General features: G+C 71.3%; 10 protein-coding genes. 4 read left to right on the top strand and 6 right to left on the bottom strand.

What is annotated here, in order from left to right; genetic code table 11:
• Positions 1-6 precede the first annotated feature (6 nt).
• The 5 genes from hrpA to BLV96_RS42595 form a co-directional block, all read right to left on the bottom strand.
• Positions 7-3,891, bottom strand: a complete 3,885-nt coding sequence (gene hrpA / locus BLV96_RS42575) for an ATP-dependent RNA helicase HrpA (RefSeq protein ID WP_086679285.1) — start codon at positions 3,889-3,891, stop codon at positions 7-9.
• Between the two features lie 115 nt (positions 3,892-4,006).
• Positions 4,007-4,327 carry a hypothetical protein gene (locus tag BLV96_RS51050; protein WP_244180906.1) on the bottom strand — a complete coding sequence of 107 codons (321 nt, stop codon included), beginning with the start codon at positions 4,325-4,327 and terminating at the stop codon, positions 4,007-4,009.
• 115 nt (positions 4,328-4,442) lie between these two features.
• Positions 4,443-5,606 (bottom strand): lactate 2-monooxygenase, encoded by a 1,164-nt coding sequence (locus BLV96_RS42585; RefSeq protein ID WP_086679286.1) that lies wholly within the window; start codon positions 5,604-5,606, stop codon positions 4,443-4,445.
• Positions 5,607-5,778: 172 nt separating this feature from the next.
• Positions 5,779-6,345, bottom strand: a complete 567-nt coding sequence (locus BLV96_RS42590; protein WP_244180907.1) for a GNAT family N-acetyltransferase — start codon at positions 6,343-6,345, stop codon at positions 5,779-5,781.
• Positions 6,342-7,799 carry an APC family permease gene (locus tag BLV96_RS42595; RefSeq protein ID WP_086679287.1) on the bottom strand — a complete coding sequence of 486 codons (1,458 nt, stop codon included), beginning with the start codon at positions 7,797-7,799 and terminating at the stop codon, positions 6,342-6,344. Before BLV96_RS42595 ends, BLV96_RS42590 begins: the two co-directional genes overlap by 4 nt.
• A gap of 173 nt (positions 7,800-7,972) precedes the next feature.
• Between BLV96_RS42595 and BLV96_RS42600 the strand changes: the two genes are divergently transcribed.
• The 4 genes from BLV96_RS42600 (at position 7,973) to BLV96_RS42615 (ending at position 13,060) form a co-directional block, all read left to right on the top strand.
• Positions 7,973-8,605 carry a GOLPH3/VPS74 family protein gene (locus BLV96_RS42600; protein WP_086679288.1) on the top strand — a complete coding sequence of 211 codons (633 nt, stop codon included), beginning with the start codon at positions 7,973-7,975 and terminating at the stop codon, positions 8,603-8,605.
• A gap of 106 nt (positions 8,606-8,711) precedes the next feature.
• Positions 8,712-9,872 (top strand): saccharopine dehydrogenase family protein, encoded by a 1,161-nt coding sequence (locus tag BLV96_RS42605; RefSeq protein ID WP_086679289.1) that lies wholly within the window; start codon positions 8,712-8,714, stop codon positions 9,870-9,872.
• 121 nt (positions 9,873-9,993) lie between these two features.
• A complete protein-coding gene (locus BLV96_RS42610; protein ID WP_086679290.1) occupies positions 9,994-12,093 on the top strand; it encodes a M4 family metallopeptidase in 2,100 nt (699 codons plus the stop codon).
• Between the two features lie 76 nt (positions 12,094-12,169).
• On the top strand, positions 12,170-13,060 hold the full coding sequence (locus BLV96_RS42615; RefSeq protein ID WP_086679291.1) for a hypothetical protein: 891 nt from the start codon (positions 12,170-12,172) through the stop codon (positions 13,058-13,060).
• On the opposite strand, the gene BLV96_RS42620 is transcribed toward BLV96_RS42615, so the two are convergent.
• On the bottom strand, positions 13,033-14,559 hold the full coding sequence (locus tag BLV96_RS42620; RefSeq protein ID WP_086679292.1) for a flavin-containing monooxygenase: 1,527 nt from the start codon (positions 14,557-14,559) through the stop codon (positions 13,033-13,035). The two genes, BLV96_RS42615 and BLV96_RS42620, sit on opposite strands and share 28 nt — an antisense overlap.
• Between the last annotated feature and the right edge of the window lie 53 nt (positions 14,560-14,612).

A 14,612-nucleotide genomic window follows, 5' to 3' on the forward strand; every position in this document is an offset into this window, starting at 1 on the left:
CTTCCTCTAGGCCAGCGCGTCGTCGATCGCCTTGGTGATCCGCTTCAGCGACACCGGGTGCGCGGTGCCGAGCGTCTGCGCGAAGAACGACACCCGCAGTTCCTCGATCATCCACCGCACCTCGTTCAACGCCGGCGACGACGTCCCCGGCGGCAGCGTGGCCACCGCGTCGGCGTACTCGCCCTGGATCCACGCGATGTCCGCCGTCCGCTGGAGGTCCCGCGTCGGCTCGGTCGGCAGCTTCTCCAGCCGTCGCGAGATCCCTTGCAGGTAGCGGACCACGTGCCGCAGCCGCGAGGCACCCGTCGCCGTCACGAAACCCGGGTACACCAGGCCGGTCAGCTGCGCGCGGACGTCGGACAGCGACTCCGCCGGACCGCGCGTGCCCGGCAAGGCGACCTCGACGTCGTTCGCGGCGCGGAGGATCTTTTCCACGTCGGTCAGGACGTCGAGCACCTGCGGGTGCAGACCCGCGCGCACCTTTTCCAGCAGCACCTTGAAGCCGGTCTCGTCGAACACCGGACCGCCGCCCTCGGCCATCAGCGCGTCCACCGCGCAGTCGACGCAGTCTTCGAGCAGCGCCGCCACGCTGCCGTGCGGGTTCCGGTTCAGCACGAGCTTCGAGGAGTTGGACAGCGACCGCGTGATGAACTTCATCGGCGAGTTCAGGTTCAGCCGCAGCATCCGCCGGGTGCCCGCCCACATCGCGTGTTCCTGCTGGCCCGGCGTGTCCAGCAGCCGCACGGCGACCGACGCGCCTTCGTCGACCAGCGCCGGGTACGCCTTCACGTCGTGCCCGCGCTGCGTCGATTCGAACACCTTCGGCAGCGAACCGAACGACGGCTTGGTCAGCCCGGCTTTCTCGAGGCTGTTGGCCGCCTTGGAGATCGTGGCCCGGACCTTCGGGGCCAGCCGGCGCTGCAGCTCCTCGACGTCCTTGCCCTCGGCGACGCGCTTGCCGCGCTCGTCGACGACCCGGAACGTCATCTTGAGGTGTTCCGGCACCGAGGAAAGGTCCCAGTCGGCGTAGGGAACCGTTACGCCACGCAGGGAACGCAGCTCGCGGCCGAGCATCTCCAGCAGCGGACCGTCCGAAGGCGACACTCGCGAAAGGACGTCCCGGGCCGTGTCCGGCGCCGGGACGAAGTTGCGCCGCAACGCCTTCGGCAGCGACTTGATCAGCTGCGTGACCAGTTCCGCGCGCAGGCCCGGCACCTGCCAGTCGAAGCCGTCCGGCGTCACCTGGTTCAGCACCGGCAGCGGGATGTGCACGGTGACGCCGTCGGCGTCCGCGCCCGGCTCGAACTGGTAGGTCAGCGTGAAGACCTGCGTGCCCTGCGTCCACGAGTCCGGGTAGTCGCCTTCGCGGACGCCACCCGCGGTTTCGTTGATGAGCATGGACTTCTCGAACGAGAGCAGGTCCGGTTGCTCGTGGCGCGTCTTCTTCCACCACGTGTCGAAGTGGCGCACGGAGACGACGTCGGCCGGGACGCGGGCGTCGTAGAACTCGTACAGCGTCTGGTCGTCGACCAGGATGTCGCGCCGCCGCGCCCGGTTTTCCAGGTCCTCGACTTCTTCCAGCAGCGCGCGGTTCTCGGCGAAGAAGTGGTGGCGCGTCTGCCAGTCACCCTCGACGAGCGCGTGCCGGATGAACAGCGCGCGGGACATCTCCGGGTCGATCCGGCCGTAGTTGACGCGGCGGTCGGCGATCAGCGGGACGCCGTAGAGCGTGACGCGCTCGGTGGCCATCACCGCGCCCTGCTTGCGTTCCCAGTGCGGTTCGGAGTAGTTGCGCTTGACGACGTGCTGCGCGAGCGGTTCGACCCACTCCGGCTCGATGCGCGCGTTGACCCGCGCCCAGAGCCGGGACGTCTCGACCAGTTCGGCCGACATCACCCAGCGCGGCTGCTTCTTGAACAGCGCCGACCCGGGGAAGACGCCGAACCGGGCGCCACGCGCGCCCAGGTAGTCGCCCTTCGCCGGGTCCTTGAGCCCGATGTGCGACAGCAGCCCGGCGATCAGCGACGTGTGCACGCGCTGCGGGTCCACCGGGGACGCGTTCGTGTTGAGCGAGATGCCGAGCGGTTTCGCCAGCTGGCGCAGCTGGCTGAAGATGTCCTGCCACTCGCGCAGGCGCAGGTAGTTCAGGTACTCGGTGCGGCACATGCGCCGGAACTGGTTGCCGGACAACGCTTTCTGCTGCTCGGCGACGTACTCCCAGAGGTTGAGGTAGGCGAGGAAGTCCGACGTCGGGTCGGCGAACCGCGCGTGCTGGGCGTCGGCCGCCTGCTGCTTCTCCGCCGGCCGCTCGCGCGGGTCCTGGATGGACAGTGCCGCGGCGATGATCATGACCTCGCGGACGCAGCCGTTCTTCGCCGCTTCCAGGACCATCCGGCCCATTCGCGGGTCGACGGGCAGCTGCGCGAGCTTGCGGCCGGTGTCGGTGAGGGTGCGGTCGGAGCTGGTGCTGGAGAACGCGCCCAGCTCCTGCAGCAGGCCGATGCCGTCGGTGACCTGGCGGCGGTCCGGCGGCTCGACGAACGGGAACGCCGCGATGTCGCCGAGGCCGAGCGAGGTCATCTGCAGGATGACCGACGCGAGGTTCGTCCGCAGGATCTCGGGGTCGGTGAACTCGGGCCGGCTCTCGAAGTCCTCTTCGGAGTAGAGCCGTATGCAGATGCCGTCGGACGTCCGGCCGCACCGGCCCTTGCGCTGGTTCGCCGACGCCTGCGACACCGGCTCGATCGGGAGGCGCTGCACCTTGGTGCGGTGGCTGTAGCGCGAGATCCGCGCGGTGCCCGGGTCGACGACGTACTTGATGCCCGGCACGGTCAGCGACGTCTCGGCGACGTTCGTCGCGAGCACCACCCGGCGGCCGGTGTGGGACTGGAAGATCCGCTGCTGCTCGGCCGCCGACAGCCGCGCGTACAGCGGCAGGACCTCGGTGTTCCGCAGGTTCGCGCGGTTCAGAACGTCGGCGGTGTCACGGATTTCGCGTTCGCCGGAGAGGAACACGAGGATGTCGCCGGGACCTTCGGCACACAGCTCCTCGACGGCCTCGAGGATGCCCTGGGTCTGGTCGCGCTCGTCGTCGCCCTCGGGGTCGTCCGGATCGACCAGGGGCCGGTAGCGCGTCTCGACCGGGTAGGTCCGGCCCGAGACCTCGACGATCGGCGCGTCGTCGAAGTGCTTCGAGAACCGCTCGGGGTCGATGGTCGCCGAGGTGATGATGACCTTGAGGTCGGGGCGGCGCGGCAGCAGCTGCTTGAGGTAGCCGAGGATGAAGTCGATGTTGAGGCTGCGCTCGTGGGCCTCGTCGATGATGAGCGTGTCGTACTGGCGCAGCGAGCGGTCGGTCTGGATCTCGGCGAGCAGGATGCCGTCGGTCATCAGCTTGACCAGCGTGTCCTGCCCGGACTGGTCGGTGAACCGCACCTTGTAGCCGACGGCGTCGCCGAGCTCGGTCTTCAGTTCGCTGGCGATCCGGTCGGCGACCGTGCGCGCGGCGAGCCGGCGGGGCTGGGTGTGCCCGATCTGCCCGCGGATGCCGCGGCCGAGCTCGAGGCAGATCTTCGGCAGCTGGGTGGTCTTGCCCGAGCCGGTCTCCCCCGCGACGATCACGACCTGGTGCTTGCCGATGGCCGCGGCGATCTCGTCCTTGAGCCGGCTGACCGGCAGCTCTTCGGGGTAGTCGATCTTGGGCACGCTCTCGCGGCGCGACTGGACCCGCAGCTCGGCCTTGTCGACGTCGGCGGCGATCTGCGCGAGGGCGGCGTCGCGGTCACGAGCCTTGCGGGCACCGTCGAGCCGCCGGCGCAGCCGGTGCTCGTCGCGCGGCATCAGCTCGGGCAGGCGCGCACGCAGCGCTTCGAGGGGGGATGGCGTGGACATTCTTGGACCAAGGATAGCCGTGCGTGACGAACCCGGCTTCCGAATATCCCCGCCACGTGACCGGGCGCACGCGAAAGGCCCCGCACCGGGTGGTGCGGGGCCTTCGGAACGACGCTCAGCCCTGCTGGTTCGGGTACTGCTGCTGCGGCGCCTGGGCCGGGTATTGCTGCTGCTGGCCGGCGTAGGGCTGCTGGCCCGGGGCCGGCGGCTGCTGGGCGAACTGCTGCTGCGGCTGCGGCGCCGACTTCGTGCGGCTGATCGCCACCGAACCGCCGATCAGCACGAGGCCGAGGACGCCCAGCCCGATGCCGAACGTCGGCTGCATGTCGCTGGCCCAGGACAGCAGCCGGAACTCCATGTCGAACTGCTCGAGCACGAGCGAGCCGAAGCCGAGAACCGCGAACAGGATGCCGATGCGCATCATGATGGAAGACACGGAAAACCCCCAACGGGAAAGAGAAACAGGAGCCGGCCGCCCCGACGGCCCGCAATGGGACTCGAAGAGTAGCCGCCGGTTCCCGGGCTGTCCCCTGCTTTCCCGATTCGTTACCTCACGTGCGCTGGAGCGAGTCCGGGCCCAGGTCGGCGAGGGTGCGGTGGCCGGAAAGTCCCATGGTCAGGTCGAAGTCCGCCAGCAGGCTCCGGAGCACGTGGCGCACGCCGTCCTCGCCCGCGTGCGCCAGGCCGTACACCCACGGGCGGCCGATTAGCACCGCCCGCGCGCCCAGCGCGATCGCCTTGAGCACGTCCGCGCCGGTGCGCACGCCCGAGTCGAACAGCACCTCCAGGCGGTCGCCCACCGCCGCGACGATCCCGGGCAGCGCCTCCAGCGCGCCGATCGCGCCGTCGACCTGGCGGCCGCCGTGGTTGGACACGACGATGCCGTCCATCCCGGCCTCCGCCGCGCGGCGCGCGTCCGCGACGTGCTGGATGCCCTTGAGCACGATCGGGCCGTCCCAGTGTTCGCGCAGGAACGGCAGCTGGTCCCACGTCCGGTCGGTGCCGGTGATCATGCCGATCCACGTCAGGATCGCCGTGCCGCGGTCCTCCTCCGGCGTCTTCTGCAGCCGGGACAGGAACACCGGGTCGGTGAACGGGACCGCGAGGCCCTCGCCCTGCAGGAACGGCAGGTACGACTGGTCCAGATCGGACGGTCGCCAGGCCAGCGTCCACGTGTCGAGCGTGACGACCAGCGCCGTGTAGCCGGCCGCCTTCGCGCGGGCCAGCAGGCTCGCGCAGACGTCCGGGTCGCCGGGCCAGTACAGCTGGAACCAGCGCGGGCCGTCGCCGTTGGCCGCGGCGGCGTCCTCGATGCCGGTCGACGAGGCCGTCGACAGGATGAACGGCAACCCGACCGAGGCGGCCGCGCGGGCGGTCGCCGATTCGCCGTCCGGGTGCACGATCGACTGGACACCGACGGGCGCGACGGCCACCGGCGCGGCCAGCCGGGTGCCGAGCACGGTCGTCGAGAGGTCGCGGTCGGTCGCGCCGGTCAGCATCCGCGGCACGACGCGCCAGCGGTCGAAGGCCTCGCGGTTCGCGCGGGCGGTCGCGCCCGAGCCGGCCGAGCCCGCGACGTAGGAGAAGGGGCCGGGCGCCATGACCTCGCGGGCCGACGCTTCGAGCTTGGTCGCATCGGTCGAGCACGGCGGCAGCACCCCACCGAGTCCCTGCAGGTAGAGCTCGTTCTGGTAGCTGCCGAAGCGTTCGGTCACGGCTTCCTCCTCGCGTTCGAGGGGGCACTGTACCCGCCGGTAACGGGTGGCCGGGGCGCGCCACATCGGCGGCTCGCCGGGCGGATGGAACGCCGGCCCGTGGTCGCCGAACCCGGGCGGGACAGGACACCGGCCAGAGCCGCGCGCAGACTCACACCCACCGGCGACGGACTCAGCCCGGCGCGCGCCACATCGGCTGCATCGGCGGCCCACCAGGCGGCCGGAACGCCGGCCCGTGGTCGCGGAACCCGAGCCGCCGGTACAGGCGCGTGCTGTCCGGCGAGCTGGCCTCCAAGTACGTGGGCACGCCCTCGGCGTCGTAGCGGGCGAGGCCGTGGCCCAGCAACCGCGCGCCGATTCCCGCACGCCGGCGTCCGGGCAGCACGCCGATGAACTGCGCGTGCCAGTGGGGCTCGGCAGGCTCCAGGCCGGCCATCATGCCGAGCAGGACGTCCAGCCGGTCCTGCTCGGCCGGGTCGAGCCCCTTGATCGCCTCGTCGTCGCCCGCGCCGCCGGGCAGCCAGATCACCGCCGCCGAGTGGTCTTCGGTGACGTCGACGCTGCCCGCGGCGAACCCGGCCTGGATCAGCTCGCGGAAGAACGCCGGGTGCGAGACGGCCCGGCGGCGCTCGTCGGCGGGGAACACCCAGCGGCTCATCGGATCGTCCTGGAACGCGGCGACCAGGATCGCGAGCACCGCGTCCAGCTCAGGCGGTGCAGCCGCGCGGACGTCGCTCACCGCGTCTCCGCGAGTTCGTCGTCGCGCAACGGGCCGCCGATCGCCGCGTAGACCTCCGGCTTCCGGGTGCGCAGCGCCTCGGCCCGCAGGAACCCGGCCAGGCCGGCGAGCACCAGCAGCCCCGGCAGGCCCCAGCGCAGCCACGGGATCGAGCCCGCCGGGCCGAGCAGGACGTCGAAGTTGACGACGATCAGCACCAGCACCGCCGTCAACGTCACCGCCGCGAGCGCCGGGGCGCCCGCGCGCCGCCACCACGTCTCGCGGCCGGGGCGGCGGCGGAAGAACCCGATGACCGACAGCGAAACCGCGACCATGATGATCGTGACGCCGGTCGAGGCCGTCACGCCGGTCCAGGTGAACAGGTCGGTGAACGGATCACGCCCGGCCAGCGCGAACACCGAGACGACGACCAGGCCGATCGTGGTCTGGACCAGGGAGCCACCGATCGGCGCGCCGGTGCGCTTGCTGGTGCGGCTGAGGCCGTCCGGCAGGAGCCCTTCGCGGCCCAGCGCGAAGAAGTACCGCGCGGCGGCGTTGTGGAAGCTCAGCAGCGCGGCGCACTGGCTCGTCAGGAAGAGCACGTACGCGGTGTCGGCGAAGGCCGTGCCGAAGTACTGGCCGCCGAGCCCGAACAGCAGGCCCGGCCCTTCGGCGGTGGCACGCTCGACGACGTGGTCCGGCCCGGTCGCGACCGCCAGCCCGAGCGACGACGCGATGTACAGCACGGCGGTCAGCCCGATCGCGATGTAGGTCGCGCGGCCGACGGTCCGGCGCGGGTCGCGGCACTCCTCGCCGTAGGTGGCGGCGCCTTCGAAACCGAGGAAAACCGCGATGGAGAAAGCGAAAACGGCACCGACACCCGCCGTGAACAGGCTCGACGGCCGCAGCGGCGTCAGCGCGTTCCCCGCGGGGTGGCTGAACATCCCGAAGTTCAGCACGGCGAGCACGGCGACTTCGAGGCCGAGCGCGACGCCGAGCACCTTCGCGTTGAGGTCGATCCGCAGGACACCGCCCACCCCGACGACGAGCACCATCAGCAGCGCGATGGGCCACCACGGCAGGTCCGTCCCGAACGTCGTGTTCAGCCAGGTGGACACCGACAACCCGAACAGACCGAAGACGCCGGTCTGGATGGAGCTGTAGGCGAGCACCGTCACGTAGGCGACGGCCGTGCCCGCGGAGCGCCCGATCCCGTGCGCCACATAGGGGTAGAACGCGCCGGCGTTCGTGATGTACCGGCTCATCGCGGCGTACCCGACGCCGAACAGCGCGAGCACCGGCGCCAGCAGCACGAACGACAACGGCACACCGACGCTGCCGGTGACCGCGTACGTCGCCGAGACGCCGCCGGCGATCGCGTACAGCGGACCGGCCGCCGCGACGACGAAGAAGACGATCTGGGCGGCGCCGAGCCGCCTGGTGCCGAGGCCGCGCCCCGGCGTGTGGGTTCCCATGGACCTTTCCCCGCGCCTAGGTGATCTTGGTCGGCGGCGACCCAGAGTAGGGGGTCCACGCGGGGCGACGGTACGTCCGTTCGGGGTAAACGTGACGGCAATGAAAGCGACGCGAAGCCGGACCGCTATCTTCGGCATCCTCACCGCGACCGCCCAGGGGGCCGTTTTCCGTCATGCGCCGGCTCACCTTGGTGGATTCGTTCTTCTTCCTCGGCCACGACGAGTTCACCGGCCGCCCGGTGCTGAGCCGGACGTCGCTGGGCATCGGCTTGGCCGGCGCGGCGTTGTGCGACTTGCTGTTCACCGACCGGATCACGGTCGAGGACCGCACGGTCCGCGCGATCGCCACGCGGTCCCCGGGCATTCCGACCGCCGATCACGTGTTTTCCGAAATTGTTTCGGAAACGGCGGCGTACAGCGTCCGGGAGTGGGTCGGCCACCTGCGCGCGGAACTGCCCTCGATCGCCGCGGACAATCTGGTGGCGCTGGGGCTCGTCCGCCGGACGCCGGCGTTGTTGCGCCGATTCCGCTACCCACCGGCGGACCTGCTGGTCTCGACGGCGGCCCGCAGCAAGGCAAGGGCGGCGGTGTTCGGCATCGACCGGCCGGACCCGCACGCGGCGTGCCTGGCACTGCTGGCGTGGACGGCGGGGGTCGACGACCTGTGCGAGCCGGAACTGGACCGGGCGCGGGTGCGGGCGTGGATGGAGGACACGCACCACGCGCTGCCGCGCCGGATCGCGGACGTGATCGCCGGGGTGGCCGCCGTCGCGGCGGCGGTGGTTTACACGGGGGACCGGAAGTAGCGGCGGTTCCGGCGGGCGACGCGGCGCCCCCTCTGCTGCGCCCGGCGCCCCCGTCTACTCGCGGGTAACCTGAGCCCGTCCGCCGTCGACGTCCCCTGGAGGAGACATGCGCGCCTACGACGTCGTCCTTTTCGGCGCCACCGGGTTCACCGGGGGCCTCACCGCCGAATACCTCGCCCGGCACTCCCCCGCGGACCTGCGCTGGGCCCTCGCCGGACGCAACCGGGGCAAGCTCGAAGCCGTCCGCGCCCGCCTCGCGGCCATCGACGACCGCTTCGCCGCCCTCGACCTCCTCGTCGCCGACTCCGGCGAGCCCGCCTCACTCCGAGCCGTCGCCGAGGCCACCAAGGTCGTCATCACCACCGTCGGCCCCTACCTCACCCAAGGCGAACCCCTGGTCGCCGCCTGCGCCGCGGCCGGGACCGACTACGTCGACCTCACCGGCGAACCCGAGTTCGTCGACCGCATGTACCTCGCCCACGACCACCGCGCCCGCGAGACCGGCGCCCGGCTCGTCCACGCCTGCGGCTTCGACTCCATCCCGCACGACCTCGGCGCCTACTTCACCGTCAAGCAGCTGCCCGAAGGCGTCCCCCTCACCGTCAACGGCTACGTCCGGGCCAGCGGGACGCCCTCCGGCGGCACGTTCCTCAGCGCGCTGACCATCATGTCCCGCCTCCCGGCCGGCGCGCGGGTCGCCAAGGAACGCGCGGCCGCCGAGCCGCGGCCCGCCGGGCGCTTCGCCCACGCCCCGCTCGGCCGGCCGCACCGCGTCGCCGACGCCGGTTGGTGGGCGGTTCCGCTCCCGACGATCGATCCCGAGGTCGTCCGCCGGTCGGCCGCCGCGTCCGAACGCTACGGCCCGGACTTCACCTACCGGCACTTCGCCGCCGTCAAGCACCTTCCCGTCCTCGCGGGCGGCGTGCTCGGGGCCGGTGCGCTGCTCGCGGCGGCGCAGGTCCCGCCCGCGCGGCGCGGCCTCTCCCGGCTGCTCGCCCCCGGCAACGGCCCGAGCCCGGAACGTCGCGCCCGGTCGTGGTTCTCGGTGCGGTTCATCGGCGAGGGTGGCGGCGAGCGCGTCGTCACCGAAGTCTCCGGCGGCGACCCCGGCTACGACGAAACCGCGAAGATGCTCGCGGAATCGGCGTTGTGCCTCGCGACCGACACCCTCCCGGAAACCGCGGGCCAGGTGACCACCGCGACCGCGATGGGCGACGCCCTCATCGACCGGCTCACCAAGGCGGGCCTGCGGTTCCACACCCTCTGACCGGTTTCACACCCCCACAGCGTGAAAGTTTGCGGCTGTGATGAATCTTCTGCCGCTCCCGCACCGCGCTTAACGTCGATCGGGTTCTCCCTCCCCCCATCGCGTTTTCGCAAGGAGCGTCATGAGATTGCCCCAACGGTTCGCCGCGCTCGGCGGTGCGACGGCGGCCGGCATGGTGGTGGTCGGCATCGCCGTCGCCGCGCCCGCGCAGCCCGTCCCCGAACCGCCTCCCTCCGCCGCGCAGGCCCAGGCCAACGCCACCAGTGCCGCGGCCGGCCTGATCGACGCCCGGCCCGCCGCCCTCCACGCCGGGAAGCACGACAAGTTCGTCCAGCGGGACGTGCGGTCGGCCCAAGGCCTGTCGTACGTCGTCTACGACCGCACCTACGACGGCCTGCCCGTGATCGGCGGCGACCTCGTCATCGCCACCGACTCCGCCGGCACCGTCAAGACCACGTCCGTCGCGCAGCAGCAGGCCCTCGGCGACCTCGACGTCCACGGCGCGAAGCTCACCGCCGCGCAGGCCGAAACCGTGGCGCGCAATCAGGTCCGCGGGCCGAAGAGCCTGCCGGGCGGGAAGCTCGTCGTGGTCGCCGACGGCAGCGGGCGGCTCGCGTACGAGAGCAACGTCGAAGGCACCGACGAACACGGCGAGCCGAGCAGCCTGAGCGTCTACGTCGACGCCGTGGACGGGCGCGTCCTGCGGACCGTCCAGCACGTCGCCGCGGGCACCGGCACCGGCACCGGCAAGTGGAACGGCCCGGCGCCGCTGCCGCTGAACACGACGAAGTCCGGCAGCACGTACTCGATGGCCGACCCGAACACGCCGAACCTGGACTGCCGCAACTACAGCAGCGACTCCGTCCTCACCGGATCGGACGACAGCTGGGGCAACGGCACCGGCACGAACATCGAGACCGGCTGCGCCGACGCGCTGTTCGTCGCGCAGACCGAGAAGAAGATGCTCTCGGAATGGGTGGGCCGCAACGGCTTCACCGGCAACGGCGGCGCGTGGAAGATCCGCGTCGGCCTCGACGACGAAAACGCCTACTACTACAACTCGCGCCCCGCGTACGTGAACCTCGGCCACAACCCGAGCGGCGAGTGGGTCGGCTCGCTCGACATCCTCGGCCACGAAATGGGCCACGGCGTCGACGACTACTCCGGCTCCGGCGGGTTCTCCGGCGGCGGCACGCAGGAGTTCATCGCCGACACCTTCGGCACGGCGACGGAGTTCTACGCGAACGAGCCGTCCCAGTACGACCCGCCGGACTACGCGATCGGCGAGGAGGTCAACCTGGTCGGCACCGGCGCGATCCGGTACATGTACGACCCGTCGAAGGTCGGCGACCCGAGCTGCTACTCCAGCTCGACGCCGAACGCGGAGGTGCACAAGGCCGCCGGCCCCGGCGACCACTGGTTCTACCTGCTCGCCGAAGGCAGCAACCCGACGAACGGGCAGCCGACCAGCTCGACGTGCAACAACAGCACCGTGGCCGGCCTCGGCATCCGCAAGGCGATCAACATCATGCACGGCGCGGTGCAGCTGAAGACGTCCGGCAGCAACTACCTGCGCTACCGCACGTGGACGCTGCAGGCCGCGAAGAACCTGTACCCGGACAGCTGCGCGGAGTTCGACGCCGTGAAGGCGGCGTGGAACGCGGTGAGCGTCCCGGCGCAGTCCGGCGACCCGACGTGCACGGGCACGCCGCCGACCACGACGACCCCGCCCACGACCACTCCGCCGACCACTACGACTCCTCCGGGCGGGTGCAGCGGGCAGCTGGTGCAGAACCCGGGCTTCGAGTCCGGCAAGGCGTCGTGGACCGACCCGAACACCACCATCGGCCAGTGGGGCGGCCAGGCGCCGGCGCGCTCGGGCACCTACGACTCCTGGCTCGGCGGCTGGGGCTCGGCGCACACCGACACGCTCACGCAGTCCGTCACGATCCCCGCGAACTGCCGGGCGAGCCTGACGTTCTGGCTGCGCGTGTGGACGGCCGAGACCGAGAACGTCGCTTACGACAAGCTCGTCGTGTCCGCCGGGCCGACGACGCTGGCGACGTACTCGAACCTCGACCGGAACTCGGCCTACGTCCAGAAGACGCTCGACCTGTCAACGTATGCGGGCCAGACGGTCACGCTGAAGTTCGCCGGGACCGAGGACCAGTCGCTGCAGACGTCGTTCGCCGTGGACGACACCGGGGTCACCGTCAGCTGACCCCCACGGGGCCTGCCACCTACTTTGGTGGCAGGCCTCGTTGCGTCCGGTGCGTCCGGTATTCATGCTTACCCGGATGGAGGCGTTATCAGCGTCGGCCCCGTTCGCCGAGGCCTTCGACCTGGCGATCCGGCAGCGCGGCCTGAGCCTGGAGGCCCTGCAGCGACGGATGGCGATGCGGGGCGCCCAGGTCAGCCTGGCCACGCTGAGCTACTGGCGCCGCGGCCGGCGGCACCCCGAAGGGGCACGTTCGCTGCACGCGGTGGGCGTCGCCGAAGGGTGTCTCGGCCTGCCCGCGGCGGCGTTGACCAGCCTGGTGGCGCGGCCCCGGGTGCGCCGGGCGGAGCCGTGGCCGGGCGGGGTCAGCCTGGCCAGCGCGCTCGGTTCCGAGCCGACGGAACTGGCGTCGTGCGACGGCATCGACCTCGACGGCAACGCGCGGCTGGCGCTGGCGTCGGTGCACCAGCGGGCGACGCTGGGCCCGGACCGCACCGAGCGGTCGGTGCGCACGGAGCTGGTGGTGACCAGCCGCGAGGACGGCGTCGACCGCTGGGTGTCGTTCTTCCGGCCCCAGACCGGCGGCGGCCACCAGCCGGTGCTGCGCTCGGCGCGCTGCTGCCGCCCGGGCCGCGTCCGCCGGGACGCCGCGTCCGAGCTGGTGGCGCTGGAGCTGCGGTTCGACTACCCGCTGCGGGCGGGCGAGACGTACGTGTTCGACTTCGAGTTCGCCTACGACGGAACGCCGCCGGAGACGAGCTACCTGCAGTTCGGGGTGCGGGCGCCGGCCCGGCAGATCGTGCTGCAGGCGTGCTTCGACCCGGCGGCGGTGCCGGTGCGGTGCTACCGGTACGACGGGGAGGACTCGGTGGAGCGGCCGGAGCTGCCGGTGGGGCCGAGTTTCACGAGCCACATCGCGGTGCTGGACGCCCAGCCTGGCGTCTACGGCCTGTGCTGGGAATGGGACTGACCGCCCGGTTGTGAGTGAGAAACAGTGTTCCAACCTTGTTTCTCACTCACGACTTCGTAGTCGGCCTCGTCGAACGCGCCCACCTGCGACCGCAGCCGGCCGGTCGAGAACGGCCAGCTGAAACTGTTGCGCCCGTTGACGTCCGTGTAGTAACTCGAACACCCGCCGGACTGGTACACCGTGCCCGGCAGCGCCGCCTGGACCTCCGCGTTGAACGCCTCCTGCGCCTCCGGGCGGACCGACAGGACCGCCCCCTCCGCGCTCAACGTCCGCGTCACCGCCGAAACCGTGTGGCGCAGCTGGGCCTCCAGGATCATGAACGCCGACGAATGCCCGGTCCCCAGGCTGGGGCCCAGCAAGAGGAACAGGTTCGGGAATCCGGCCACCGTCGTCCCCGCGTACGCCTGCGGGCTGCCCTTCCAGTGGTCGTCCAGGCTCCGGCCGTCGCCGTCGAAGACGCGTGAGGACACCGGCATGTCGAGGATGTGGAAGCCGGTACCGAAGATGATCGCGTCGACGTCCGCGGAAGATCCGTCGGCGCCGAGCACCCGGCTGCCGGAAACAGAACGCACCGCCGTCGCGTGAACGTCCACATGGGACTGAGTCAGCGACCGGTAGTACGTGTTGGACATCAGCAACCGCTTGCACCCGAGCGTGTAATCCGGCGTCAACGCCCGGCGCAACGCCGGATCCCGCACCGCCAACCGCAGGTGCGCGAGCCCGATCTTCTGCACCTGCCGCAGCAGCCACGGGTGCCGGAACCCGAAACCGAGCGTCTCCATCGCCCCGTACTCCGCGCTGCGCAACGCCCGCTGCAGCGCGGGGAACCGCCGCAGCAGGAACCGTTCGACGCCCGGAACGTGGTGATCCGGCTTCGGCAGCACCCACTGCGCCGTGCGCTGGAACAGGTGCAACCGGCCCACCGACGGCACGATCCGCGGGACGAACTGGACCGCCGACGCACCCGTGCCGATCACCGCGACCCGCTTGCCGCTCAAGTCGTAGTCGTGGTTCCACCGCGCGGAATGGAAGACCTCGCCGGGAAAATCGCCGAGCCCCGGCAGGTCCGGGATCAGTGGCTCGTGCCACGGCCCGGTTCCGGCGACCAGGACCCGCGCCGAATACGGCCCGCGCGTGGTCTCCAGCTCCCAAATGGACTCCCGGGGATTCCACTGCGCCCGCGTCACCTCGACGCCGTAGCGGATCTTCGACGTGACGCCGAACCTCGACGCCGTGTCCGCGAGGTACGCGCGGATCTCCGCCTGCCCGGCGAAGGCCCGCGTCCACTCGGGATTCGGCGCGAACGAGTACGAGTACAGCGCGGACGGGACGTCGCAGGCACAGCCGGGATACGTGTTGTCGCGCCAGGTCCCGCCGAGCGAACCGGCCTTCTCCAGCACGGCGAGGTCGTCGACGCCGGCCTGGCCCAGCCGGATGGCGGCGCCCAGCCCGGACGCCCCGGCGCCGACGACGAGGACCGCGAAGTGGCATTGTTCCATTTTCAGAGACTAGCAGTATTCGAATACTAGTGGTACCCCGATTCCGCACCTGA

Source organism: Amycolatopsis pretoriensis (genome assembly GCF_900107925.1).
In the GTDB taxonomy this organism is placed as follows: Bacteria; Actinomycetota; Actinomycetes; order Mycobacteriales; family Pseudonocardiaceae; genus Amycolatopsis; species Amycolatopsis pretoriensis.